General features: G+C 62.0%; 19 protein-coding genes and 1 riboswitch. Of the genes, 8 read left to right on the forward strand and 11 right to left on the reverse strand.

Annotated elements, in window-relative coordinates; translation table 11 throughout:
* Positions 1-454: 454 nt before the first annotated feature.
* From U9R81_RS02845 to ltaE, 11 genes are all read right to left on the reverse strand, one after another.
* Positions 455-1,198 carry an ABC transporter ATP-binding protein gene (locus tag U9R81_RS02845; RefSeq protein WP_322494020.1) on the reverse strand — a complete coding sequence of 248 codons (744 nt, stop codon included), beginning with the start codon at positions 1,196-1,198 and terminating at the stop codon, positions 455-457.
* A complete protein-coding gene (gene cbiQ / locus U9R81_RS02850; RefSeq protein ID WP_322494021.1) occupies positions 1,195-1,968 on the reverse strand; it encodes a cobalt ECF transporter T component CbiQ in 774 nt (257 codons plus the stop codon). Before cbiQ ends, U9R81_RS02845 begins: the two co-directional genes overlap by 4 nt.
* A 3-nt stretch (positions 1,969-1,971) precedes the next feature.
* The gene (locus U9R81_RS02855) at positions 1,972-2,271 is read right to left on the reverse strand and encodes an energy-coupling factor ABC transporter substrate-binding protein (protein WP_322494022.1); all 300 of its coding nucleotides are present in this window, start codon (positions 2,269-2,271) and stop codon (positions 1,972-1,974) included.
* Positions 2,268-3,008 (reverse strand): energy-coupling factor ABC transporter permease, encoded by a 741-nt coding sequence (locus U9R81_RS02860; RefSeq protein ID WP_322494023.1) that lies wholly within the window; start codon positions 3,006-3,008, stop codon positions 2,268-2,270. The genes U9R81_RS02855 and U9R81_RS02860 overlap by 4 nt, the downstream gene beginning before the upstream one ends.
* 298 nt (positions 3,009-3,306) lie before the next feature.
* Positions 3,307-4,365: a nicotinate-nucleotide--dimethylbenzimidazole phosphoribosyltransferase gene (gene cobT / locus U9R81_RS02865; protein ID WP_322494024.1), complete on the reverse strand. Its 1,059-nt coding sequence runs from the start codon at positions 4,363-4,365 to the stop codon at positions 3,307-3,309.
* A gap of 101 nt (positions 4,366-4,466) precedes the next feature.
* Positions 4,467-8,687 (reverse strand): cobaltochelatase subunit CobN, encoded by a 4,221-nt coding sequence (cobN, locus tag U9R81_RS02870; RefSeq protein ID WP_322494025.1) that lies wholly within the window; start codon positions 8,685-8,687, stop codon positions 4,467-4,469.
* Positions 8,688-8,851: 164 nt separating this feature from the next.
* Complete coding sequence (gene cobO, locus U9R81_RS02875) at positions 8,852-9,454, reverse strand: cob(I)yrinic acid a,c-diamide adenosyltransferase (protein ID WP_322494026.1); 603 nt, start codon at positions 9,452-9,454, stop codon at positions 8,852-8,854.
* A 125-nt stretch (positions 9,455-9,579) separates the two neighbouring features.
* A riboswitch (cobalamin riboswitch) is annotated at positions 9,580-9,723 on the reverse strand.
* Positions 9,724-9,798: 75 nt separating this feature from the next.
* The gene (gene ilvA, locus U9R81_RS02880; RefSeq protein ID WP_322494027.1) at positions 9,799-11,316 is read right to left on the reverse strand and encodes a threonine ammonia-lyase, biosynthetic; all 1,518 of its coding nucleotides are present in this window, start codon (positions 11,314-11,316) and stop codon (positions 9,799-9,801) included.
* On the reverse strand, positions 11,303-12,883 hold the full coding sequence (locus U9R81_RS02885) for a sensor domain-containing diguanylate cyclase (RefSeq protein WP_322494028.1): 1,581 nt from the start codon (positions 12,881-12,883) through the stop codon (positions 11,303-11,305). Before U9R81_RS02885 ends, ilvA begins: the two co-directional genes overlap by 14 nt.
* 23 nt (positions 12,884-12,906) lie before the next feature.
* Positions 12,907-13,077, reverse strand: coding sequence for a hypothetical protein (locus U9R81_RS02890; protein WP_322494029.1), 171 nt, complete (start codon positions 13,075-13,077; stop codon positions 12,907-12,909).
* Between the two features lie 21 nt (positions 13,078-13,098).
* Entirely contained in the window at positions 13,099-14,172 is a 1,074-nt protein-coding gene (ltaE, locus tag U9R81_RS02895) for a low-specificity L-threonine aldolase (protein WP_322494030.1), read from the reverse strand.
* Between the two features lie 473 nt (positions 14,173-14,645).
* Between ltaE and bchM the strand changes: the two genes are divergently transcribed.
* The 8 genes from bchM to U9R81_RS02935 all read left to right on the forward strand — a co-directional run bounded on the left by bchM (position 14,646) and on the right by U9R81_RS02935 (position 25,539).
* The gene (bchM, locus tag U9R81_RS02900; protein WP_322494031.1) at positions 14,646-15,326 is read left to right on the forward strand and encodes a magnesium protoporphyrin IX methyltransferase; all 681 of its coding nucleotides are present in this window, start codon (positions 14,646-14,648) and stop codon (positions 15,324-15,326) included.
* A gap of 44 nt (positions 15,327-15,370) precedes the next feature.
* Positions 15,371-15,706: a hypothetical protein gene (locus tag U9R81_RS02905; RefSeq protein WP_322494032.1), complete on the forward strand. Its 336-nt coding sequence runs from the start codon at positions 15,371-15,373 to the stop codon at positions 15,704-15,706.
* A gap of 61 nt (positions 15,707-15,767) precedes the next feature.
* On the forward strand, positions 15,768-16,895 hold the full coding sequence (acsF, locus tag U9R81_RS02910) for a magnesium-protoporphyrin IX monomethyl ester (oxidative) cyclase (protein ID WP_322494033.1): 1,128 nt from the start codon (positions 15,768-15,770) through the stop codon (positions 16,893-16,895).
* Between the two features lie 128 nt (positions 16,896-17,023).
* Complete coding sequence (locus tag U9R81_RS02915) at positions 17,024-20,761, forward strand: magnesium chelatase subunit H (RefSeq protein ID WP_322494034.1); 3,738 nt, start codon at positions 17,024-17,026, stop codon at positions 20,759-20,761.
* Complete coding sequence (locus U9R81_RS02920; RefSeq protein ID WP_322494035.1) at positions 20,758-22,056, forward strand: BCD family MFS transporter; 1,299 nt, start codon at positions 20,758-20,760, stop codon at positions 22,054-22,056. Before U9R81_RS02915 ends, U9R81_RS02920 begins: the two co-directional genes overlap by 4 nt.
* Before the next feature lie 178 nt (positions 22,057-22,234).
* A complete protein-coding gene (gene hemA, locus U9R81_RS02925) occupies positions 22,235-23,584 on the forward strand; it encodes a glutamyl-tRNA reductase (protein WP_322494036.1) in 1,350 nt (449 codons plus the stop codon).
* A 228-nt stretch (positions 23,585-23,812) separates the two neighbouring features.
* On the forward strand, positions 23,813-24,787 hold the full coding sequence (hemC, locus tag U9R81_RS02930; RefSeq protein ID WP_322494037.1) for a hydroxymethylbilane synthase: 975 nt from the start codon (positions 23,813-23,815) through the stop codon (positions 24,785-24,787).
* Positions 24,784-25,539, forward strand: a complete 756-nt coding sequence (locus tag U9R81_RS02935; protein ID WP_322494038.1) for a uroporphyrinogen-III synthase — start codon at positions 24,784-24,786, stop codon at positions 25,537-25,539. The genes hemC and U9R81_RS02935 overlap by 4 nt, the downstream gene beginning before the upstream one ends.
* Positions 25,540-25,575 lie beyond the last annotated feature (36 nt).

Here is a 25,575-nt window from a genome sequence, read left to right on the forward strand (position 1 = left end):
CACGCCAACCGCGCCCCCGGCGAGGACGGCGCCAGCCGTTCACCCCAGCGCAACCAGCGCCCCATCACCCCGACCGGATGCAGGTAGTTGGGCGGATCGCCGAGGACGGCGTCTATGGCTAAGGCTGCTAACGCCGCTGCGGCGCGCTGTTGGATGAGGTGAGGTACAGGTGGCATAGATGCTCTTACCGTGAATGATCCATTCTATTCATTCTGCCCTACGAGGGGAGATTGCTTCGGGCGCTCCGCGCCCTCGCAATGACATATATGCCTCCGCGCCTTTGCGTTAACCATCCCCCTCCTCCGCTGGGGGAGGGGCCGGGGGTGGGGAACAATCCCCCCTCCCCCAGCGGGGGAGGGGCCAAGGGTGGGGGCTATCCTCCCCGATCCCTGCCCCGGCGACCCACCACAACAAACCCTCTGCGCCCTTGGCGCAACCGGACAGCCATCCGGCGCTACAGCCCTTCCCACACTTCCGGCGGTGCAATCAGTGCGCGCAACGCCGGATCGGCCCACACCTCTGCTGGCGGCGCGACCGCGACGATCCGGCCCTCGTGCAACACCACCACCAGATCGGCCCAGCGGCGAGCCAACGCCAGATCGTGGGTGGCCAGCACGATTGTTCCCCCTTCCGCCACCAGCCGGTCAAACACCCGCACCACCTGTTGCCGTGCCCACAGATCGAGACCCGCCGTCGCCTCATCGACCAGCAGGCATTGCGGGCGCATGGCCAAAACACCGGCCAGCGCCACCCGTGCCTTCTGCCCACCGCTCAACGCATGGGTGGGCCGGTCGAGCAGATCGGTTACGTCACACAGCGCCGCCGCTTCCTGCACCGCCTGCCGCGCTTCCTCGGCATTCAGACCAAGATTGAGCGGGCCAAAGCTAATGTCTTGCCAGACACTGGCGCTAAACAGTTGATCGTCTGGCGACTGCATCACCAACCCGACATGCTGGCGCAACCGGCGCAGACCAGACCGCGAATAGTCAACCGGCGCGCCATGCAGCCAGACCCGGCCCTGCTGCGGGCGAACGATACCGCTCGCCACGAGGAGCAGCGTGCTCTTACCGGCGCCATTGCGACCCAGCACGACGATGCGCTGGCCGGCAGCGATCGGCAACGACGCCGCCTGCAAGGCTGGGTTTGGGTTGCCCGGAAACTGGTACGAAACCGCTTCCAGCGCCAGCAATGCGGTCATAGCCACCACCTCGCCGCTACCAGACTCGCCCCGATCAACCCGCCGATCAGCCAAAGTTGTCGATCAACGGTATAGCTGAGCGGCAACACCCGCAGCTCGCCGGCAAACCCGCGCGCCGTCAACGCTACTTCCAACGCTTGGCTGCGCTGGTAGGCAACGATAAACAACCGGCTGCCCAGCAGCGCCGAGCTGCGTAACGTTGCCCGCCACGAAGCATACCCCAACCGCGCCGTCTGCGCTGTCACCATCTGGTCGAGCGTATCGAGCAAGACAAAGAGCGCGCGGTAACTGAGCGCCATCAATTCGATCAACAATGCCGGCGCGCGCAACCGGTGCAACAATTCGATCAGATCGATCAGTGGCGTGGTCAGGATCAGAAAATTGAGCGCCGCTGCCGAACCGAGCGCGCGGCTGAGCACGTGCAGCGCCGTTTGCAGCGATGCGCCGGTCGCGCTCAGCCAGAGCGGCCCAAACGGAATCGCCCACAACGCCGCAGCCGGCGGTTCATTCCCCACACTGATCGCGATCCCGATCACCGATAGCGCGAGAAACGCACTCTCAGCCCCAATCACCGCGCCGGCCACCCGCAGCGGCACTCGCGCATACCACACTGTCACGACCATCATCCATCCCAACGCCAACCACCCCACCAGCGGGCGATCGAGCGCCAGACAGAGCAGGAGTGTCATGCCGGCCAGCGCAGCCTTTTGTAGCGGATCGACAGTGCGCAACCGGTTGGCGAAAGCATACTGGTCAATGATTCGCAGCATGCCTCACCGATCACGCCGCTGCCGGCGACCGTGCTGCCAGCCGAAGAAGTAGCCGATCACTCCCGACCCTAAACCGGCTTGCAACGCAAACAACAGGCTTTCGGTCTCGCTGCCCGGCGGCTCGAACAACGGTGCAAACCACGGCTCGTAGTCAGGCGCAATTTCAACGATGGCGGCTTCAGCGGCGGCATCGGCCCCGCCAAACTCGGTGTCGCGGATCAGCAAGATCGGCGCGATGGTCAAGCCAATCACCACCAGCAACAGCGCCACGACCACCGGCCAAGGCAACGGTTTGGCATTCATGCCCGCACCCCTTTGATTTCTAGCGCCTGCAACTCGGCGGCAGCGTTGGTTTGCAACGCATTCATAATCAACACGGTCAGAATCCCTTCGCTGATCGCCAACGGGATCTGGGTCACGGCAAAGATCGCGCCAAACTTGGCGAAGGCAGCGAGGATGCCGCCCGCCGGATCGGGAAAAGCCAGCGCCAATTGCAGCGATGTGACGATGTAGGTTGAGAGATCGGCCAGCGCCGCCGCCAAAAAGATCACCAACCAGAACGGCGCCCGTCCGGCCAACCCGCGCCAGATCAGCCACGCCACAAACGGCCCGACCACCGCCATGCTAAACGCATTCGCGCCGAGCGTGGTCAAGCCGCCGTGGGCAATCAGCAAGGCCTGAAACAGCAAGACAATCGAACCGAGCACACTCATCACCCACGGCCCAAACAGGAGCACCCCCAAACCGGTGCCGGTCGGGTGGCTGCTCGATCCGGTGACGCTCGGCAGTTTCAACGCGCTCAGCACAAAGGTAAAGGCGGCAGCGAAACCGAGCAGCAACCGCACCTCTGGCTTCTCGCGCACAATGCGCTGAAGCTGGCGAAACCCGATCACCCAAAACGGGATCATGACCGCAAACCAAACCAATGCCCACAGCGGCGGCAAGAAGCCTTCCATGATGTGCATGGCATACGCTGGCCGGGCCTCGAACGTGATCAGCACGGCAGCGCCAAGCGCAACGATCAGCCAGCGGCGTTTCATTCTGTGAACCCTCCTTTGTGACTCCTGCGCCCGCAGGTTCAAGGACGGACAACAGCCATGAGTGTCGATGTCGTTGATAGCGTTGCAATGCACCGTTTTGCCCTCACCCCCAGCCCTGCTCCCGCTGGCGTGGGAGCAGAACTACGCTTTGAGGCATTGCCCAGCGATCAACGGTTTTGCTCGCCCCTATGTTCTATCCGCCCCGCAACTCCTGCAGGTGGGAGCAGGGGTGTGCATGCCACAATCGAACGATCAAGCAGTAACATCCCGCTCCCTGCTCCCGCTGCCCCACTCCCTACTACCCCTTCTTCTCCGACACCCCCGCTTCGGCGAAGGTAGCCATCTCGTCGAGCACCTTGCAGGCTGCTTGGCAGATCGACATCGCCAGCACCGCGCCAGTGCCTTCGCCGAGGCGCATATCTAGATCGAGCAGCGGTTGCAGATCAAGCTGGCTGTACACCGCGACGTGACCGCGTTCGACCGAGCGGTGGCCGGCGATCATGTAGGTGGTGGCGGCAGGGGCGAGCGTGGCTGCAATCAGAGCTGCCGCACCAGAGATGAAGCCGTCGATCACCACTGGCACCCGCCGCGCTGCCGCGCCAAGGATCACGCCCGCCAAACCGCCGATCTCCAACCCACCCACTTTCGCCAGCACATCGAGACCATCGCGCGGGTTAGGCCGGTGCAGCGCCAGCGCCTGCTCGATCACGGCAATCTTGCGCGCCAAGCTCGCATCATCAATGCCGGTGCCGCGTCCGGTCACTTCCGCCGCCGGTCGCCCAGTGATCGCCGCCACAATCGCACTCGCTGCGGTCGTGTTGGCAATGCCCATCTCGCCGGTAGCAAGCAGGTCAACCCCGCAATCGATCGCCTCGTTGGCGCAGGTAATGCCCACTTCAAGCGCCTGCCGGGCCAGCTCAAGGCTCATTGCCGGCTCTTGGCTGAAGTCGGCGGTGCCGTAGGCCAATTTGCGGCTGACCAATTCGGAATGGGACGGCAAATCAGCCGCGACGCCAATGTCCACCACAATCACCTGTGCCCCCACATGGCGGGCCAACACGTTGATGGCCGCTCCGCCGCGCAAGAAGTTCAGCACCATCTGCGGTGTGACCTCGGCGGGGAAGGCGCTGACGCCTTGGCGGGCCACCCCGTGATCGGCGGCCATCACGATCACCGCTGGTTTGGTGAGACGGGGCCGTTCGCGTCTGGTGATGCCGGCAATCCGGATCGAGAGTTCCTCTAACCGGCCTAGCGAGCCGGCTGGCTTGGTGAGCATGTCTTGCCGGCGGCGAGCTGCCGTTGCCGCCTGCTCATCCAACGGGCCGATTTGGTTGATGGTTTGCGTAAGCAGTGACATAAAACCTCCTTACAAGCAGATACAGGTGCCTCTTGTAGGGCCGCACGGCGTGCGGCCCTACACAGCATACGCCCCCGCACCGCCGTGCGGCTGGCCGATGATCATCGTTCACGTTGTTCTTCACCGATCGCGAGAATGGCATCGATCGCAGCTTGCGCTGCAGCGGACGGGTTGCGCCACATCCCGCGCCCGATCGCCTCGTTTAGCCGCTCGGCGATGGCTTGCAACGCCCACGGATTCACCTCTTGCAGCCATTGCTGCACCTCTGGATCACGCACATACCGTTCAGTGACTTGTTCGTACATCCAATCGGCTAGCACCTGCGCCGTGGCGTCGTAGCCGAAGAGATAATCAACTGTCGCCGCCAGTTCGAGGCCGCCTTTGTAGCCGTGCCGGCGCATACTGGCGATCCACTTCGGATTAACCACCCGTGCCCGGAAGACGCGCCGCACCTCTTCACGCAGGTCGCGAGTGCGGGGCCGGGCCGGGTCGCTACTGTCGCCGAAGTAACGGGCCGGGTTGCGCCCACTTAATGCCCGGATGGCCGCGATCATGCCGCCGTGGAATTGGAAATAGTCGTCGCTATCGAAGATATCGTGTTCGCGAGTGTCTTGATTTTTGGTAGCGACCTGCACCGTGCTGAGCGCAGCGGCTAAGGCAGTCTCCGCCGGCACGCCTTGCTCGGTTGCGGTGTAGGCGTAGCCGCCCCACTTCAGGTACACCCGCGCCAGATCAGCGTCGTTGCTCCAGTTTTGGCCGTCGATCAGTTGCAGCATCCCGGCCCCGTAACTGCCCGGCGGACTGCCAAAGATGCGGTAGCGCGCTTCGCGCTGGGCCTCCTCGGCGGCAGCGCCTCCCGCTACCAGTGCCTGCTCGGTCTGCAAGGCATGCTTGCGCGGGAAGTTCAGCTCCGGCGGTTCGTCGAGCGCAATCACCGCTTGCACCGCCTGATCGATCAACTCGATCAGATGGGGAAAGGCGTCGCGGAAGAAGCCGCTAATCCGGCAGACGACATCGATCCGCGGACGGCCCAACTCAGCGAGAGGGATGATTTCAAACCCGGTGACGCGCCGGTTTTCGCGTTGCCAGCGCGGGCGCACGCCGAGCAGCGCCAAGACTTGCGCCACATCATCGCCGGCGGTGCGGATGAGGCTGGTGCCCCAGATGCTGATGCCGACACTTTCCGGGATGGCGCCATACTCACGCTGGTAGCGCTGGATCAGGTCACGGGCCAATCCTTGGCCGGTCTCCCACGCGGCGAGGCTCGGCACGCTGCGCGGATCAAGGCTGTAGAAGTTGCGTCCAGTCGGCAAGACGTGAGCCATGCCGCGCGTCGGCGCGCCGCTCGGCCCCGGCGGCACAAACCGGCCCGCCAGCGCCGCCAGCAGATGCTCGATTTCGTCAGTTGCGCTCTGGTGCAAGCGCGGTACGATCCATTCACAGGCGTAGCGCAAGGCCGCCGCGACCGGCCCGTGATCACTGTTTGCCGGCAAACTATCTGCCAGTACGCCGTCAATGGCTGCTGCCTCCCAACCAGCATCATTGAGCTGGCTCAATATTTGCCGGCAAAGGTTTTCAATAGCCGCAATACTATCGGCGTTGGTGAGCCACTGCTCGTCATTGGCCCGCCGCCGGCCCGGCTGCTCCTGCAAGGCGCGCCAATCTTCCCCCAACGCCGCCGCGACGGTGGCCGGCAGGCTTGGTGCGTGCAGGTTGGGCAAGCGCAGCAGGTGATAGACCAGATCAACCAACTGCGCGCCGGCGGGTACCGTACCAAGGATATGCAGGCCGTCCCGGATCTGCGCGCCGGTCAACTCGCACAAGTAGCCTTCGATGTCTTCGAGCAGGTGCGCGACTTCGCGCCCCTCCAATTCGGCCAGCACCGCCGGCGTGCCATCTTCGAGCACGCTGCCATCCCACTCATGCCGGTGATCGCCGTGATCGGCTTGCAAGATGTAGCGCAGATCGTCGGCCAACTGGCTGCGTTGCAGCACCTCCCAAATCTGGCGCTGCAAAAGCGGCAGCTTGCTGGGATCGAGCCGTTCCATGCGGTAGTATTCATCGACCAGTTGGGCCAATTCGGCCAGATCGCCGTACGCGCCGGCGTTGGTCATCGGCGGGGTGAGGTGATCGATAATCATCGCGTGGGCGCGCCGCTTGGCCTGCGTGCCTTCGCCGGGATCGTTGATGATAAAGGGATAGATCAACGGCAGATCAGCGAGGAACGGATCAGGAAAACAGGTCGCGCTAAGCCCGACGCCTTTGCCGGGCAGCCATTCGAGCGTACCGTGCTTGCCGAGATGGATGATCGCATCGGCGCGCCATTCATCGCGCAACCAGCGGTAGAGCGCGTAGTAGTTGTGCGGCGGCGGCAAGTCGGGCCGGTGGTAGATGGCATCGGGATCCATATCGTAACCACGCGGCGGTTGCAGCGCCACAAAGACATTGCCAAATTCGAGACCGGCCAGCGCCAGCGCGCCGCTATGCACATACGCCTTGCCCGGCGGCGGCCCCCATTGGCGGGTCATGGCCGCTTGCGTCTCCGCTGGCAGCTCGGCAAACCAGCGTTGGTAGGTAGCCACCGGAATCCGGTACGCTTGGGCCAACTGCTCAGTGGTCAGCCACGTCTCATCATACGAGCAGCGCCCAATCAGATCGGCGATCAGTCGGTCGCCGCTTGCCGGCAGCTCGCCAACCTCATAACCAGCGGCGCGCAAGGCAGCAAACAGTCGCATCAGCGACGCCGGCGCATCAAGGCCAACCGCATTGCCGATCCGCTGCGCTTTGGCGTTGCTATTGGTCAAGATAACCGCAATCCGCTTCTGCGCATTCGGGAGGCGCCGCAACTGCGCCAAACGCCAGACCATGCCGGCCAGCCGCTCGATCCGCTCTGGATCAGGCGCCGAACGCGCCGCCGCTTCGCCCGCTTGGGTCTTAAATGCAACCGGCACACCGATGATCCGGCCATCCAGTTCGGGCAAAGCCACATTCATGGCCGTATCGAGCGGACCCAACCCGCGACCATCGCGCTGCCACGCCTCGTGGCTGGTGCTGCTGACCAGCGCCTGCACTACCGGCACATCCAGTTGGGCAAAGGGGTGCGGATCGCTATCGCCAAGCGCAAAGCTGAGGGTCGAGACGATCACATCGACCGGCCCGGCTTGGCGCAGCAGCTCGAGCGCTACCGGCATCCCCGCCGCATTCACTTCTTTGAGCGAATGGGTGTAGACTGCGCGCACGCGCAAGCTGCGCGCTTGCAAGCCGGCGATCAGCGCATCGACAAAGGTAGTATTGCCGCTGAGCAGATGGGCGCGGTAGAAGAGCAGGCCGGCCACCGGCGCATCAGCCGCCACCGGCGCCGGTTGGGCCGCCTTGCCGCGCCGGCGCGGTTGGGGTGGGGTATAGATGCCATGGAGCGGCAATTCGACCGGCGGATCGTAGCCCCATCCGCTCGCCAGCAGGTGATCGCTCAGACACTGCAAGCCGTTGGCGAGATTGGCGGCACCGCCAGCGTGAAAATAGGCACTGACCAGCATCGCCAACGGCACACCCACCGTCGAACGGGCCATCAAATCGGGATCAACCTGCTCGACTGCCGGCAGACAGAGCAGAAAGCCGCCAGTTGCCGCCGCCCACTGTTGCAGCCGTTCGAGACCGTATGCGAACGCCGCCGGACTGTGCAGCCGAGCCACTACAATTGCCGCCGCGGGCAAGTGCTGTTCGAGCAAGCGATCAATCGCCGCCGGGTCGGCCAACCGGCCCACGTGTACCATCCGCACCGGCGCAAAGCTGTCGGGCAACAGGTCGAGCGCCTGATCGAGCGCAAGCAGGTCGGTGTCGGCTTGGCTCAGCACGAGGATGCCATCGCCAGCCACTGCCGGAAGCCGCTCGGCGCTGGCTGCCGGCGCGCTCGCCTTATCCCAGCTAAAGCCGTTGAACAGGTGCGGCGCCAATGCCGGCGGCGGCGGCAACGGCTGATCAGCCTCCAACAACTCTTCGATAAAATCGTACAAGATCGGGATGAGCGCCGGATCGTTCAGCGAATGGAACCAGTAGGGCCTGCCGTCCATCAGCAAGAGGGCCACATTCGCTAGCGGGCACGGCCCCAAGCAGCCGCCTTGGCTCAGATGCACCCGATTACGCAGCCGCCGCCGCTCCCATTCGCGATGGTAGAGATCGGCCGGCACCGGCGCAAAGCCGCGCTCGGTGTGGCCGCAGCAGCAGCCAGTCGCGCAGACGATCAGCATCCCGCGCCGCGCGCCGGCATTAACCATCCGCCCGTCGAGGCGCTGCACCATGTTGCGTTTGAGCGATTCGGCCATGGTTCCTCGCTGCTCGTGTTTGGTTTACCGCAGAGGACGCGGAGGACGCAGAGGGTTGTCTTACTATCACGCTCGAAACCGAGCTTGCCACCCCAACACGCTCATCCTCTGCGCCCTCTGTGGTAAAAAAGCCTTCGCATCCTCCGCGACCAACCCGCGCTCTCTCAATACTCAATCCCCGGCTGGGCGCGAATGCCCTGATCGCGGAACGGATGCTTCACCTCGTGCATCTCCGTCACCAAATCGGCATACTCGATCAACTCCGGCGGCGCATAGCGGCCAGTGATAATCAGATGCAGCATCGGCGGCTTATTGGCTTTCAGCCACTCCACCACCTCAGTCGCCGGCGCCCAGCCATAGTGCATCACATACGTAAACTCATCAAGCAAAAAGACATCGAAATCGCCGCTGGCAATCTGCTGCTTAGCCAGCTCCCAGCCGTGCAGCGCCCGCGCCTGCGTCTCATCGAGATTGCGGCTCGTCCACGTAAAGCCATCGCCGAGCGGCGTCAACGTAATCCCTATCCGCTCCAGCGCGCGCAACTCGCCGAATTTGGCCTGCTCGTGCTTGATGAACTGCACGCCACCCACGCGCATGTTGCGGCCCCATGCCCGCAACAACACACCGAGCGCAGCGGTGGTTTTGCCCTTGCCATTGCCGGTATTGACAATCACCAAGCCTTTGGGTTGGTGGCTGGCCCGCACCGCCTTGCGGCGCGCTTCTGCTTCGGGTGAGGAACCCGGCCCGGTTGTGGTTGCATCTTCCATCGATTCGCCTTTGCGTTAACAGCCAAAAACAATACCCCCGGCCATACTCGCTGGCCGGGGGTATGAAACGATAGCGCGATCGGATACGCACGCTTCGCTCATCCTTCTTGGCGCGAGAAGGGCTGAACGAACTTCAACATCACGGTAGGCATCCTGGCTTCCGGCCAATTGGCCGGTTACAGTTGCGGCACAGCTCTGGACTTGCACCAGATTCCACCTTTACGCCCTAGCATCCGGGCTAGCGGGACACCGCGATGAGTATGGAATTACGTATGTACAATAGTGTGTTGATTATAACACAGAATCGCAAATGCCTAGCAATGGCCCTGTTGCGCTAGCTGGTCTCACTTCAAAAACAGATGGTACGCCGGATTATCACTCTGCTCGTGGTACGGATACCCCAGCCGGCTGAGCGAAGCGTAAAACCGGTCAAGGTCGGCATCAGGCACCTGAATCCCGGCCAGCACCCGGCCATGGGCGCTGCCGTGATTACGGTAGTGAAACAGGCTAATATTCCACGACGCATCGAGCGATTCGAGGAACTGGAGCAATGCACCCGGTCGTTCGGGAAACTCGAAGGTAAAGAGCCGCTCGTCGGTCGCTTCCGGCGCACGCCCGCCGACCATGTGGCGCAGATGGATGATCGCCAATTCATCGTTGGTCAGATCGAGCACCGTATAACCGGCGTTGCGGAGCCGGTCGGCCAGCTCGTGGCGCTGGCGAGCATCGGTCAACTGCACCCCGACAAAAACGTTCGCATCGGGGCGCGGCGCATAACGATAATTGAACTCGGTAATGTTATGCGGCCCGATAATCCGGCAAAACTGCTTAAACGAACCGGGCCGTTCGGGGATGGTCACCGCGAATAGCGCCTCGCGCCGCTCGCCAATTTCGGCCCGCTCGGCGACGTGGCGCAGGCGGTCAAAATTCATATTCGCGCCGCAGGTCAACGCTACCGCCGGCAAATCGGCCCCGCGCTCAGCGATATACCGCTTGAGACCGGCCACCGCCAATGCCCCCGCCGGCTCCATAATTGCGCGGGTATCTTCAAATACATCCTTGATCGCCGCGCAAACCTCATCGGTTGTCACCCGGACAAAATCATCAACGTAGCGCTGCACAATCGCAAAGGTATGCTCGCCGACGCGCCGCACCGCCACGCCATCAACAAAGATGCCAACCTGATCGAGCGTCACCCGATAGCCGGCCCGCACGCTCTGGTACATCGCATCGGAATCGTCCGGCTCAACGGCAATAATTTCGATATTGGGATTAATGCTCTTGAGAAAGATCGCGATCCCGGCAATCAAACCACCGCCTCCCACCGGCACAAAGACCCGATAGCGTTCGGCCCGCATCTGCTGCGAAATCTCAAGCCCAATCGTCCCCTGCCCGGCGATCACCAGCGGATCGTCGTAGGGATGGATAAAGGTCAGGCCCAACTCCTTTTGCAAACGATAGGCATGGGCCTCGGCATCACTATAACTATCGCCGAAGAGCACCACCTCAGCATTGCGGCGGCGGCACGCGGCGACCTTAATCTCCGGCGTCGTCACCGGCATCACGATCAGGGTACGGATGCCCAACTGCTGGCCGGAATAGGCTACTCCTTGGGCATGATTACCGGCAGAGGCGGTAATCACACCGCGCGCCTTTTCTGCCGGGCTCAGATGGGCCATGCGGTTATAGGCCCCGCGCAGCTTAAACGAAAAGATCGGCAACAGATCCTCGCGCTTAAAGAAGATCTGCGCGCCAAGCCGCGCGCCAAGCAGGGGCGCCGGTTGCAGCGGCGTTTCTTGCACTACATCATAGACCCGGCTAGTTAGAATTCGTTGCACATAGGTAAAATCAGGGTTCGGCATAAGTGGAAAGCTCCTGTGCGCCGCAGACACGGTTGCGCCCTCGCCGTTTAGCGAGATAGAGCGCCCGATCGGCATCGGCAATGAGGGAAGATGGATCAGGATGCGAAACAGGTTGAAACGTCGCAACACCGATGCTGAGCGTGAGCGTAAGCTGCTGCCCATCAACCAGAAACGGCATCGCCATCACCGTCTGGCGCAAGCGTTCAGCCGCTAACAACGCTGCCTGATACGGTGTTTCCGGCAAGATCAAACCAAACTCTTCACCGCCATAACGCGCCAGTATATCGACGTCGCGCAGATGCTGGCGGCACCGCTGCGCTAATTCGCGCAAAATATGATCACCGGCCAGATGGCCGTAGCTATCATTCACCTGCTTAAAATGATCAATATCAATCATCGCGATACTGACCGGGGTATGATACCGGCGCGAACGATCGATTTCGTGTTGGAGATGGTGCAGAAAATGGCGCCGGTTCACCAACTCAGTGTGCGTATCGGTCATCGCCAACGACTGAACGTGGGTAAAGCGCAGCGCATTATGTAATGCCACTACGACCGTCGCCGCCAACATCTCAAGTGCGCTCAAATCAGACATGGTGGAGGCATCAAGGTGATCGTGCCCCGCCAGCAATGCGCCAATAATTCGATCACCAACCACAAGCGGCGTTGCCAAGAGTGATCGATGAGCCAGATCGCCTTCAATCTCAAGCGCCGGTTGCATGGCCGGTGCAGGCAGCGCATGCGCTCCTGACAGCCGCAGCGAGACGCCAAAACGGAGCACGTAACCAGCAATGCCGTGTGTCAGCGGCAGTCGCAACTCCGGTTGGCGGCCAGCCGGCGTCACCAGATAGACATACTCGACCATCTGCTGGTCATTCAACAGCGCAATCGCAAAACCGGCGTGGAGGATCAACCGGTCGACAGCGCGATGGATCGCCTGATAGAGTTGTTCGAGATCAAGCGTGGCGGCAATCTCGACACTGGCTTGGTCGAGGGTATAGCGTTCATCGGCATTGCGAATGGCGCGCTGATATAGGCGGGCGCTTTGCAAGGCAATCGCGGTCTGGTGGGCAATGGCTTGCAAGAGATCGCGATCGCGCTCTTGAAAAGGCTCGTCATGGAAGCGATACACCGCCAAGATACCCAACGGCGTCTTGCCATGCATAATCGGTGTCGCCAGCAGCGACGAAACTCCAATCCGCGCTAATTCCGGCAAGGCCATTGGATGGGTAGCGTAGTCTGGAATCAAGATCGACTTCCCCTGCTCGATCATCTGCCACATCAACCCGCGCCGCGGCCCTTTGACGGGTGTCATCAGATCAACCGGCAGATTCACGAGATGGCCGGGCAACAACCGATCGTGATCCGGATCGTACACCGGCAGCGCGCCAGCATCAGCATCGAGCAGATCCATCGCAAAACGCACTACATGTTCCGGCACATGGTTCATCTCAAGTTTGCTGGACAGGGTGAGCGCCATTTCACCAAGCCGGTGATCAAGCAGCGGCGCTGGGGCTGGCTGGCGGAATGTGATCAGCAGACCCGCCGGCGCCCCGGCGCTTGCCATAAACACTGGCGTTGCAGCGCATATTACACCCCGTTTAGGAAAACATCCGCGCCATCGGCAGCCTGAACGAGATCAGGCAACAACGGCTCTACATACGAAAGGAGCGGCAGTATCGCCTCACTTCCAGCGAGCATCTGGCCGTTGGTCGACACAAGGATGGACAGTTCAGATGTACCGGACAGATCAACCTTCATACCCACCCACCGGCAGCAAGATTAGGCCAAGATCTCAGCCGCAACATTGATCACGCGCTCAATGTGCGCCCGTTCAATACCATAGTGAGTGACAGCGCGGATGCTCGTATGGCTCATGCTTCCCATCAAGATGCCCCGCACGCGCAACGCCGCCAAAAATGCATCTACGCTCAGGCGCGGATGGGAAAAGGTGAAGCGCACAATGTTGGTTTGCACTTTGCTGAGGTCAATCTGTACTCCCGGCAGCTCGGCTAGACCAGCGGCAAGCAACCGCGCATTGGCATGATCTTCCGCTAACCGATCAACCATCTCGGTGAGGGCCACGATGCCCGCCGCAGCAATCACACCCGCCTGCCGCATCCCGCCGCCGAGCATCTTGCGCACGCGGCGCACGCGGGCAATCACCTCGGCTGGCCCGGCCACCAACGAGCCAACCGGCGCGGCTAACCCCTTCGAGAGGCAGAACATCACTGTATCGACATGAGCAGTGAGATCGGTGACCGACACCCCTAACGCCACCGCTGCGTTAAAGATGCGTGCACCATCGAGATGCACCGGCAGGCCATGCGCGCGCGCCAGCGCATGCACCTGCGCGAGATACTCTGGCGCCAACACGACGCCGCCACGGCGATTATTGGTGTTTTCTAAACAAATGACGCCGGGTGAGGCAAAGTGGTTGTCGTTAATCGTGATTGCCGCCTCTGCCAAGGCTGCCAAATCGATCGTGCCATCACCAGCGGTCGGGAGCGGATGGTACACCAACCCGCCCAAAGCGCTAGCGCCGCCGGCTTCATAATGGTAGATATGGCTCTCGTTGCCGAGGATCACCCGCTGGCCACGCTGGCAATAGGCTAACAGCGCCGCCAGATTGCCCATCGTGCCACTCGCCACCAGCACCGCCGCCTCTTTGCCAACCCGCTCGGCGGCCAGCCGCTCAAGCGCATTGACCGTTGGATCCTCGCCGTACACATCATCACCCAGCGCAGCCTGCGCCATCGCTGCCCGCATCGCCGGGCTGGGCAGCGTCACCGTATCACTGCGCAGATCGATCCGATCGTCTGGCGCATCGGTGACAGGCAGAACATAGCCTTGCATAGTGGAAGTAATCCTCCGTGGCACGTCATTGACATAGCATTGCCCCATTATATCACATGGCGCACCGATAAGGTTGGCAAAACAACACTGTCCGGGCTGCGAATTGTACACACTAGAATTGATAGGCAGAATCATGCTGCGCACAGCCTTGCGCGGCAACAGGGTGGTGATTTCACAACTCATGTAAAAAAATTGCCTCTGCTATATCTCGCGACAGTGTATTGTCTACCGAATAACACCGCATTCTAATGCCTCATTCACCATTTTTAACTAAACGCAAAGATTTTGCACAAAGATTGTCTATATTCCATGTTGTTGACTCTCATGCTACAATTTGCTTGAATGTTCGTAGTTTTGATTCCGCACTACAATTCTCGTCTAATATTACGGTCACCATTCTTCATTCGGCACGTGGTCATTCTTTGTGAACGTAGTTCCAAGTTTGGACTACCTGCGAGCTAGAGGAGAACGACGTGCTAGAGATCTCACAGCACAAAGCTCAACTGCGCGACTACTTCAACGGTTTGGGCTTTGAACGCTGGTCAGCCATCTATGGCAACGCCCCACTGTCCCTCGTCCGGCAGAGTATTCGCGAAGGCCATAACCGCATGCTGGCGGTCGCCGATGCGTGGCTAGCCGATCAACCACCCCCGACGACAGCGCTTGATGTCGGTTGCGGTGTTGGTTTGTTCAGTCTCATGTTAGCCCGCCGTGGCTACCGGGTGCGCGCAGCTGACATTGCGCCGCAGATGGTCGCCGCTACCCAGCAGGCCGCCGCTGAAGCCGGCTTATCAGATCGGATTGAGTGCATCGAAGCCGATATCGAGTCGCTGCGCGAACCGGCGCAGGTCGTAGCCTGCTTCGATGTCTTGATCCATTACCCGCAACCGGCCTTTGGCCAACTCTGCACCCATCTGGCTAACCTTACCGAGCAGACCTTGCTGCTGACTTATGCGCCGTACAGCTCATTGCTCGCTGCCCTGCACCGGATCGGCGGCTGGTTCCCGCATAGCCAACGCCGCACTGAGATTCAGATGATCCGCGACCAAGAGGTCGTTAGCATGCTGGCCCGCGCCGGATTGCGCGTACGCCGCGTCCAGCCGATCCGCAGCCGGTTCTATCACGTCACGTTGATCGAGGCCAATCGGGCCTAGTTTGATAAGGATGTAGTTCAGAAACGCGACTACAGGAGCGAGACATGCGACGATTGCTGGCATTGGCGGCCCTTGGCGCAGCCGCATTTGCGCTGCACAAGTGGTATAACCGCGAGGTGTTGCTCGAGGGGGAGGGGTTTGTGCGCTTGCAGAGCGAGCACGAGCATTTCCATTTCCACGTCGATCTGCCGCCCGGTATGGAGATTCAACCCGGCGATACGCTCGAAATTATGCATCTGCCACCGACCGAAGATGGTCGCACCAACGGCGAGATTTGCTACCGCAGCCCGATCCGGCTGTATAAGGCAAGTTGGCTACGCCGCTTTCTGACCAAGAAGAGCAGCCTCGTTGAGATCAACGAGCTGGTCGAACATCCGTAGGGTTGGGGTTGGGCCTATAGCCCAAGGCATAAAGAAGTGACCGATCGCAAAGGAGCGGAGCATGTTCTGGATCAATCCGTTGATGATGGAAATGCCCGGCGAGTTTAGCCGTACCACTCGCCATGCCCTCAAAGAGGCCATCCTCTCGCCCCGCTTTTACACCACCGACTTTAAGGCCATCGATAACCTGCAAATCGATCGCAATGGCCTGCGCGATGAGTTCGACTGGATCCGCGACGAGTTTGCTTACGACTATAACCGCACCCACTTCCGCCGCACCGACGAGTTTTTGCAGAACTTTGACGATATGCCTGAGCGCGATTCGTTTATCGATTTTCTCGAGCGCTCATGCACTGCCGAGTTTAGCGGCTGTCTGCTCTATGCCGAGATGGTCAAGCATCTGCACGATCCGACCATGAAGGCGATCTTCAAGTATATGAGCCGCGATGAGGGCCGCCACGCCGGCTTCCTCAACCGCACGATGGCCGACTTGAATGTCGCGCTCGATCTGACCGTCTTGCAGAAGCGCAAGAAGTACACCTACTTCCAGCCGAAATTTATCTTCTACTCGGTCTATCTCTCAGAGAAGATCGGTTACTCGCGCTATATCCATATCTACCGCCACCTTGAGCAGAACCCGCAGTATTGCATCCACCCGATCTTTAAGTGGTTCGAGCAGTGGTGCAACGATGAGTATCGCCACGGCGAGTTCTTCGCGATGCTGATGCGCTCGCAACCTGAGTTGCTTGAGGGGGTCAACCGGCGCTGGATCCGCTTCTTCCTGCTCGCCGTCTACGCGACGATGTATCTCAACGATGCGCGCCGGGCCAATTTCTACGCCGCCCTTGGCCTTAATTGGCGCGACTACGACCAGAAGGTCATCCGGCTGTGCAACGATATTTCGACGCAGGTCTATCCTGAGACGATGAATCTTGATGACCCGCGCTTCTTTGGCTACATGGATAAGCTGGTCGAGTATGACCGCAAGCTGCGCGAACTAGAGGGACGCAACGATCCGATCGCGTTGGCGCAATCGGCGCGCCTTAAGGCGGCAATCGCGCTGCGCCTGCTGGCGATTTATCGCTTGCCCACCCGCAAGACGACCGAGGCGATTCGCTGGAAGGGACTGCCCGGCTTCCCCAATTACCCCGGCCCTAACCGGCCGCAGCGGGTGATGGCAGCCGATTAGGGATCGTAGAGCGCCTTTGCCCGAACGAAATATTTCCAAGCTCCGGCGGCAGGAGCCATTCCTGCCACCATGGGTTCGCTTTTGCTGAACACACTGGTTTCACCCAGCACGAGTGGTGAGGAATGCCAATGCATTTCGTGGTTCTAACCATCGACGGCAACCATCGTCCGGCGCTGCTGGCGGCTGCTGACCGTCTGCGGCGCGAGCATAAGGTCGCGCTGACGCTGGCGGTGTACGATGCGGCTACCTTGCGCGACGCCGCCGGATGGGCGCAGCTTGATCGCGATCTGGCCAAAGCGGATTTCGTTTTCGGCGCGCGCCTGTTTAGCGAAGATTTGGTGCGCCCGTTGGCCGACCGGCTGGCCCACCTCGATAAGCCGACCTTGATCATTACCTCGAACCCCGCGCTGATCCGTTGCACCCATATCGGCAGCTTTTCGCTGCGCCGCGAGCACGATAGCGAGCCGGGGCCGATCCGGCGCTGGGTGCAGAAGCTGCGCCCACAGGGTGGGGCTGGCGAGGCCCGCCGCCAGTTGGCGATCTTGCGCAATCTGAGCAAAGTGCTGAAGGTGATCCCCGGCACTTCGCGCGATCTTTATACCTATATCACCAGCCACCAGTATTGGCTCAACGCTTCGCCGGAAAATCTCTATCGCTTGCTTTGCGTGCTGATTGCGCGCTACGGCCCGCAGCCGCGGCCTAAACTGCCCCAGCTCGACCCGTTGAGCTATCCCGATACGGCGCTCTACCATCCCGATGCGCCCGAACTGTTCGCGTCGCTCAACGATTACCGGCGCTGGCGCGGCAAGCGGATTCCCAACGGCGGTAGCGTGGGCATTCTCACCTTGCGTACAGTGGTGCTAAGCGGTAATACGCCGCATATTGATGCGCTGGCCCGCGCCATCGAGGCCCGCGGTCTCGAAGCGCGCGTCGCCTACGCCGCCGGTCTCGATATGCGCCCGCTGCTTGAGAAGGAACTGGCTGATGTTGATGTGCTGGTGAACGCGACTGGCTTTGCGCTGGTCGGCGGCCCCGCCGAGAGCCAGCCCCAGCAAGCCGCAGAGGCGCTGACCCGGTTCGACCGGCCTTATCTAGGGTTGGTGCCGCTCGCCTTTCAGCGGATCGATGATTGGCGCGCCGATGATAACGGTCTTGTCCCAGTGCAGCAGGCGTTGAGCGTGGCTATTCCTGAACTGGAAGGCGCTGCTGAGCCGATTATCTTCGGCGGGCCGGCTGCCGATGGCCAGCGCTTTGCGCCGGCCCAAGCCGAGATCGATCAGATCGCTGACCGGATCGCGCGCCGGGTGGCGTTGCGCCGCACGCCGAACGCGCAGAAACGCTTGGCAGTGGTGATCTACAACTTCCCGCCCTCGTTGGGGACGGTCGGCACCGCGGCGTATCTCGATGTGTTTGCCAGCCTGTTTAACTTGTTGCAGGCGCTGGCCGCCGATGGCTACCGGGTGGAAGTACCGCGCAGCGTCGATGAGTTGCGCCGCCTGTTGCTGGCCGATGGCCCGGCTCACGGGGCCGATGCCCATATCGCCGATTGGCTCAGCGCCGACGAGTATCGCCGCCTCTTCCCGGCTTACACCGAGATCGAACCTTACTGGGGGCCGGCGCCGGGTGAGTTGTGGCGCGATAACCGCGGTATCCGCATCCTTGGCCGCCAGTTTGGCAATGTCTTTATCGGCGTGCAGCCCAGCTTTGGCTACGAGCGCGACCCGATGCGGTTGCTGCTGGCCAAAGACGCCGCGCCGAACCATGCCTTCGTCGCGTTCTATACGTGGTTGACGCACAAGTTCCGCGCCGATGCCGTCATTCACCTCGGCACCCACGGCGCGATGGAGTTTATGCCGGGCAAGCAGGTCGGTCTCAGCGCGCGCTGCTGGCCGCTGCGCCTGATCGGGCCGCAGCCCAATTTTTACGTCTACAGCGTCAACAATCCGAGCGAGGCGGCCATCGCCAAACGGCGCGGCGCGGCCACGCTGGTCAGCTACCTTGTGCCGCCGGTGCAGCAGGCCGGTCTCTACAAAGGCCTACGCACACTACGCGACGCGATCGAGCAGTACGAGCGCAATCCCGATCCGGCGCTGGTGGCCGATCTGCGTGATCGAGCGGCGCAATTGGGCATTCCGATGGAGACCAGCGGCGATGATCATGCCGATGTCGCCGGCTTGGCCCACGAGTTGCTGCGCATCGAGCAGCGTATGATCCCGCTCGGGTTGCACGTGCTCGGCCAACCGCCCGCCCCCGCCGAATTGGCCGATTTCTTGCTGCTGTACGCCAGTTTGCAGCCCGATGGCGGCTTGCCGGCCCTGATTGCGCGCGGGATGGGGATCGACTACCAGCAGCTCTGCGCCCGCCTAAGCAGCGATTTGGCCGCCCAAAACCAGATGCGCGAGATCGAAGCCCGTGGCCGCGCAGCGATGCTAGCCTACGCCGAAGCTCACGATGCCGAGGCCGGCGCGCGGGCTGCCGCCGCCAAGCTGGCTGATCTCGTACCCGCCAATGCGCTGCGCCCCTTGTGGCCCAAACTGGCCGAGTTGCGCAACGGCCTGCTCGCCAACTACGAACTGCGCAACCTGTTGCACGGCCTGCGCGGCGGTTTCATTCCGCCCTCGCCGAGCAACGATGCGGTGCGCAACCCGGCGGTGTTGCCCACTGGCCGCAACCTCTTCGCGCTCGATCCCTATCGGGTGCCGACGCCGGCAGCGATGCAACGCGGCGAGGCGCTGGCGAACGAGCTGTTGGCCCGGCTGCGCGCTGAGCAGGGGGCATGGCCGCAGAGCGTGGCAGTTGTGCTGTGGGGCACCGACAACCTCAAGAGCGATTGCGAAGGGGTGGCACAAGTGCTGGCGCTGATCGGCGCTCGCCCGGTGATCGACGAATTGGGCAACGTGGCCGATATTGCCCTCCGGCCATTGGCTGAACTGGGCCGCCCGCGCATTGACGTGGTGGTGACAGTGAGCGGCATCTTCCGCGACCTGCTCGGTAACCAGATGCGCTTGATCGACCGCGCCGCCTACCTCGCGGCAGCGGCTGATGAACCGCCGGAATGGAATTTCGTCCGCGCTCACGCACTGGCGCAAATGGCCGAGAGCGGCGTCACGCTGGAAGAAGCGGCCATCCGCGTCTTCGCTAACGCTCCCGGCAGCTACGGCGCCAACGTCAACTTCCTTGTCGAGAGCGGCACATGGGAGAGCGAGGATCAACTGAGCGACGCCTTCCTCGCGCGCAAGAGCTTTGTCCGCACCGCTAACGGCCAGTGGCGCGAAGCGCGCGGTTTGCTCGAAGGGGCGCTCCGCCACGTCCAAGCTGCCTTCCAGAACATTGACAGCTTTGAGGTGGGCTTGACCGACATTGACAACTACTACGAGAACCTTGGCGGCATGGCCAAGAGCGTCGAGCGCATTCGTGGCCAAGCGCCGCCGGTGCTGGTCGCCGACGCAATTAGCACTCCCGGCGCTAGCCGGGTGGCTTCGATCGAGACCATGCTGCGGCTAGAAACCCGCGCCAAGCTGCTCAACCCGAAGTGGCACGAGGCGATGCTGGCCCACGGCTTCGCCGGCGTGCGCGAAATCGAGGCCCGCGTCGGCCACACCTACGGCTGGAGCGCCACTGCCAACGCGGTCGAAGATTGGGTCTACGACGAGATCGCCGCGACCTACGCGCTCGACGATGCGATGCGCGAGCGCATGGCCGCGCTGAACCCAGCCGCTGCCGCCGGTGTTGTGCGCCGGCTGCTCGAAGCCGCCGGACGCGGTTTCTGGGCCGCCGACGAAGCCACCCTCAACCGTTTGCAAGAGATTTACCACGATCTCGAAGATCGTCTCGAAGGCATTACCGAAGAGAGGAGTGTGGGATGAGCTGGTTCAAAATGATACGTCTTGGCATGCTGCATGTAGCTGTTGCTATCAGTCTGGTGCCGATCACTGGCGTCCTCAACCGGATTATGATCCACGAACTGGGCATCATGGCCAGCGTCGTTGCGGTGCTGATCATCCTGCCGCACCTCTTCTCACCGATACAGGTCTTCATTGGCCAGTTCTCGGATCGACATCCGATCTGGGGCTACCGCCGCACGCCCTACATCGCGCTAGGTATTTTGCTCTGCGTGGTTGGCGCGGCATTGACGCCATTCGCCGCCTTCGCGATGGACGCTAATTTCTGGCCGGGGCTAGCGCTGGCGCTGGTGATCTTTGGGATGTGGGGCATTGGCTTCAACACCGCCGTCGTCTCGTACCTCTCACTGGCGAGCGATATATCGCCCTCACACCTGCGCTCGCGCACGATTGCGGTGATGTGGTTTATGATGATCACCGCCGTGATCGGCACCGCGATCGGGGCCGGCCGGGCGCTCGAGCACTATACCCCCGAACGGCTGATTGAAGTGTTTGCCATCTGTGCTGGCGTCGCATTGACGATTGCCGCCCTTGGCCTCATCGGCCTTGAGCCTCGCAACGCTACCCCGATCAGCTATGAAGAGCGCCATAGCGCCGCCGACTCGGTGCGCACGGTGATCGGCGACCCGCTGGCGCGCCGGTTCTTTATTTATCTGATGTTCATGCTGTCGGCCATTCTCGGCCAAGATGTGTTGCTCGAACCATACGGCGCGCAGGCGTTTGACCTCAGCGTGCGCGAGACCACCCAGTTGACCGCGACATGGGGCGGCGCGACGCTGCTGGCACTCCTCTTGCATGGCATCTTCTTTAGCCGCTGGCTGACTAACAAGCGGGGGGCGATGTTGGGTGGGGCCATTGCCGCTACCGGCTTGACCCTGATTGCGCTCAGCGGCATCCTGCAGGTCGAACCCCTGTTTGTGCCGGCCGTTGCACTGCTCGGCTTCGGCACCGGCATTGCTACCGCTACCAACCTCGCTCTTATGCTCGATATGACCACGCCGCAACAAGTCGGCCTCTTTATCGGCGCGTGGGGCGTCGCCGATGCGGCGGCACGCGGTATGGGCAACTTGCTGGCCGGCATGCTCCGTGACATCACTGCGCTTGTTGTCGGCCCCACTGGCTCTTACGCCACTGTCTTCCTGATTGAGGCGCTTATCCTCTGCACTGCGTTGGTCATGCTGCGCACAATTGATGTGAGCGCCTTCCGCAGCCAGCGCCGCGAGCTGGGCCAATTGGTGGCCGTGATCGGCGATGCGTAGAAAAGTAGAGAAATACGTAGGTTTTGAAACTAAATAGCGATATAATAGAATGGCCCGCGCCATGGCAATGGTGCATCGGCGCGGGCATACCGGGTCGTTTGCTGCCACACGCCCGGCTGGATGGAGGAGATCGTCACACTGTTACCGTAAAAGTCTTGCAGAGCAAAGGATCAGGCGTATGAATCTGTTCCTTGCCGGTCTCGATCACACGACTGCGCCGGTCGAGATTCGCGAACAGCTTGCCTTCAGCCAAACCGATCTACCATCAGCGTTGATGCAACTGACCAATCCCGACAACGGCGCTGCGCCACTCTTTACCGAGGCCGTCATTCTCTCGACATGCAATCGGGTTGAGATCTACGGGGTCGCGAGTCCGGGAACCACCGCCCAACACGTGGTTGATTTTCTGGCCACGTTTCACCGGCGGCCTGCCGAAGCCTTCGTCCACACGCTCTACTTTTATCAGGGGGAAGCGGTTGCGCGCCATCTGTGCGCGACCGCGTCCGGCCTGCGCTCGCTGGTGCTGGGTGAGGCGCAGATTCAGGGTCAAGTGCGCACCGCCTATGAGTCGGCACAACGCATCGGCAGCGTCGGTTCGGTCTTGCACCGTCTCTTTCAGATCGCCTTGGTCGCCGGCAAGCGGGTGCGTCACGAAACGACCATCGGCAAAGGCGCGGCGAGTGTATCGCAGGCGGGGGTTGAGTTAGCCAAGCGCCGGCTCGGCGATCTGCGCGGGCGCGAGGTGTTGCTGATCGGCGGCGGCGAAGTAAGCGAATTGGCGGCGCAGAATCTGATCGCCAACGGCGCTGACCGATTGACGATCGTCAACCGTACCTCAGCCCGCGCTGCGGCGCTGGCCGAACGATACGGCGCCGAGATGCTTGATTTCAGCGCCTTGCCCGAAGCGCTAGCCCGCGCCGATATTGTCATAAGCTCGACCGCGGCGCCCGTGCCAATTATCTATCGCCACCACGTGATCGAGGCCCTCGACCACAAGCTGCACGCCCGCGCTTGCGGCGAGTGCGATCCGCCGGCAATGCTGTTGATCGATCTGGCCGTGCCGCGTGATATTGCCGCCGACGTCGCTACTGTGCCCGGCGTCCACCTCTTTACGGTTGATGATCTGCGCGAGGTGGTCAGCCATACGATCGAGCTGCGCAGCGCAGTGATCGAGATTGCCCAGAAGATTGTCGAAGAGCAGGTGCAGGAGTTCCTCGACTGGCTGCGCACCCAAGAGGCGTTGCCGGTGTTGACGATGCTGCGCCAGCGCGCCGAAGAAGTGCGCAACGAGGAGCTGGCGCGGGCGCTGCGCCGGTTGCACGATCTCTCGCCTGAGCAACGAGCTGTGATCGAAAGCTTGTCGCGCAGTATCGTCAATAAGCTGCTGCATCCACCCACCCGCTGCTTGCGCGAAGCTGCTGCGCACGGGCACGGCAAGCGCTATGCAACTATTCTGGCCGAATTGTTTAACCTCGAACACGTAGGCGAACGAACCGCGAGCATGGTGGGAAATACGGAAACATCATAATCAAGCGTCCGGTATTGGCCCTGTCATTGCGCGCCAAGCGTAGGGACAGAGTGGCGCTCTGTCCACGTGAGGCGTAGCAATCTCTCGCATAACCGGGCTATCCGATTTGCGCAATGGCGGGAGGTTGCTGTAAGCGCGGAGTCGTCGTGTCGATCGGCCCTCCTGCACAACGACACGACGGCACACAGAACTTGTTGGTGGCGTTACCTTAGCACTTTGCGAGGAAGTATGGCACGCTTGCTTCTTGGCACCCGCGGCTCGGCGCTGGCCCGCACCCAATCAGAGTGGGTGGCCAATGCGCTCCGCACTGCCTTCCCTGACCTTGCGGTGGAATTGCGGATTATTTCAACCACCGGCGACCGGGTGCTTGATGTGGCTTTGTCGGCAGTCGGTGATAAAGGGTTGTTTGTCAAGGAGTTGGAACAGGCGCTCTTGGCCGGTGAAGTCGATCTGTGCGTGCATAGCGCCAAGGATATGCCGACCGAGACGCCAGAAGGTCTGATGCTGGCAGCGTTTCCGGTGCGAGAAGATCCGCGTGATGCGCTTGTGCTGCGCCACGCCGGCATGGGTTCCGATCTGCATACGCTGCCCCAAGGCGCACGGGTCGGCACGTCGAGCCTGCGCCGCGCCAGCCAGTTGCGCTATCACCGGCCCGATCTCCAATTAGCCGATGTGCGCGGCAATGTCGATACTCGTCTGCGCAAGCTGGCTGAAGGCCAATACGACGCGCTGATTCTGGCTGCCGCCGGTCTGCGCCGGTTGGGGTTGTGGGATGGCACGCCCGGCGCGACGATCGGTGAAGCCGTGGTGTATCCGCTCGATCCGTTGGTGATGCTGCCGGCGGTGTCGCAAGGCATTTTGGCGATCGAAACCCGCACTGCCGATTTCGCTACCCGCACCTTCGTCGCGGCCCTCGACGATCCGACGGCGCGCGCGGCGGCGCTGGCTGAACGCGCGCTGCTGCGCCGGCTTGAAGGCGGTTGCCAGGTGCCGGTGGCGGCCCACGCGGCTGTCACCGAGAGCGGTCTGCGCTTGCGCGGTATGATCGGCGCCCTCGACGGGAGCACGCTGGTCTTCGCCGAACAAACCGGCGCCATCGCGCAAGCTGAAGCGTTAGGCATTGCCGTGGCAGAAGCATTGCTGGCCCAAGGCGGCGACGCCATCTTGGCCGTGATCCGCAGCCAGTTGGAGGCGCGGCGATGAGCGCCCTTGCTGGTCGCCGGATTGCCATCACTCGCCCTGCCGGGCGCGGCGATACACTGGCCGAGCGATTGCGCGCGCTGGGTGCGATCCCGTTGCTGACGCCGTTGATCGCCTATGCCCCACCCGCTGATCCGGCCCCGCTGCAACAGGCGCTTAGCCAGTTGGCCGCCGGGCAGTACGATTGGCTGGTGGTAACGAGCCGCCAAGCCGTGCAGGTGTTGGCAGATGCGGTTGTACCCGCTGCCACTGCTATCGCCGCCGTTGGCAAAGGCACTGCCGCCGATTGCCGGCGAGTATGGGGGCGCGAGCCGGCCAGCGTTCCTGATGAGGAATTCGGCGCGGCCTTGCCCCAAGCGATGGGAGACCTTGCTGGGAGACGCGTGCTGCTGCCCTGCGCCGACATCGCTCCGCCAACCTTGACCGAGGCGTTGCAGGCGGCGGGGGCCAGCGTCGATCGGGTCACTGCGTATTGCACTATCGCCGGCCCCGGCGCTGCCGATCTTGCCGCGGCTCTCGACCGTGGTGAAGTCGATGCAATTGTGCTGGCTAGCGGTTCGGCAGCACGCCAGTTGCGCGCGCTCATCCCATTGCATGCCCAGCCGCCAGTGTTGGTCTGTATCGGCCCCAGTACAGCGGCAGTCTGTGCTGCGGTTGAGCTGCCGGTCGCCGCGGTCGCCGAGCGACCTAACGATGAGGCGCTGATCGCGGCGCTCGAACAGGTGTTTATTGCGCACGGTTTTGCCCGGACCTAAACCACTCCCAGCCTCCCCCCTCCCCCGCTGGGGGAG

It is taken from the genome of Chloroflexus sp., from assembly GCF_034435895.1.
Classification (GTDB): Bacteria; Chloroflexota; Chloroflexia; order Chloroflexales; family Chloroflexaceae; genus Chloroflexus.

Coding starts and splice junctions, on each gene's coding strand:
- U9R81_RS02885 (WP_322494028.1), bottom strand. CDS start 12,883: ATGGCAAGCGCCGGGGCGCCGGCGGGTCTGCTGATCACATTCCGCCAG.
- cobT (WP_322494024.1), bottom strand. CDS start 4,365: ATGTCACTGCTTACGCAAACCATCAACCAAATCGGCCCGTTGGATGAG.
- U9R81_RS02935 (WP_322494038.1), top strand. CDS start 24,784: ATGAGCGCCCTTGCTGGTCGCCGGATTGCCATCACTCGCCCTGCCGGG.
- cobN (WP_322494025.1), bottom strand. CDS start 8,687: ATGGCCGAATCGCTCAAACGCAACATGGTGCAGCGCCTCGACGGGCGG.
- ilvA (WP_322494027.1), bottom strand. CDS start 11,316: ATGCCGAACCCTGATTTTACCTATGTGCAACGAATTCTAACTAGCCGG.
- U9R81_RS02890 (WP_322494029.1), bottom strand. CDS start 13,077: ATGAAGGTTGATCTGTCCGGTACATCTGAACTGTCCATCCTTGTGTCG.
- U9R81_RS02905 (WP_322494032.1), top strand. CDS start 15,371: ATGCGACGATTGCTGGCATTGGCGGCCCTTGGCGCAGCCGCATTTGCG.
- U9R81_RS02920 (WP_322494035.1), top strand. CDS start 20,758: ATGAGCTGGTTCAAAATGATACGTCTTGGCATGCTGCATGTAGCTGTT.
- cobO (WP_322494026.1), bottom strand. CDS start 9,454: ATGGAAGATGCAACCACAACCGGGCCGGGTTCCTCACCCGAAGCAGAA.
- cbiQ (WP_322494021.1), bottom strand. CDS start 1,968: ATGCTGCGAATCATTGACCAGTATGCTTTCGCCAACCGGTTGCGCACT.
- hemA (WP_322494036.1), top strand. CDS start 22,235: ATGAATCTGTTCCTTGCCGGTCTCGATCACACGACTGCGCCGGTCGAG.
- ltaE (WP_322494030.1), bottom strand. CDS start 14,172: ATGCAAGGCTATGTTCTGCCTGTCACCGATGCGCCAGACGATCGGATC.
- acsF (WP_322494033.1), top strand. CDS start 15,768: ATGTTCTGGATCAATCCGTTGATGATGGAAATGCCCGGCGAGTTTAGC.
- hemC (WP_322494037.1), top strand. CDS start 23,813: ATGGCACGCTTGCTTCTTGGCACCCGCGGCTCGGCGCTGGCCCGCACC.
- U9R81_RS02915 (WP_322494034.1), top strand. CDS start 17,024: ATGCATTTCGTGGTTCTAACCATCGACGGCAACCATCGTCCGGCGCTG.
- U9R81_RS02860 (WP_322494023.1), bottom strand. CDS start 3,008: ATGAAACGCCGCTGGCTGATCGTTGCGCTTGGCGCTGCCGTGCTGATC.
- U9R81_RS02845 (WP_322494020.1), bottom strand. CDS start 1,198: ATGACCGCATTGCTGGCGCTGGAAGCGGTTTCGTACCAGTTTCCGGGC.
- U9R81_RS02855 (WP_322494022.1), bottom strand. CDS start 2,271: ATGAATGCCAAACCGTTGCCTTGGCCGGTGGTCGTGGCGCTGTTGCTG.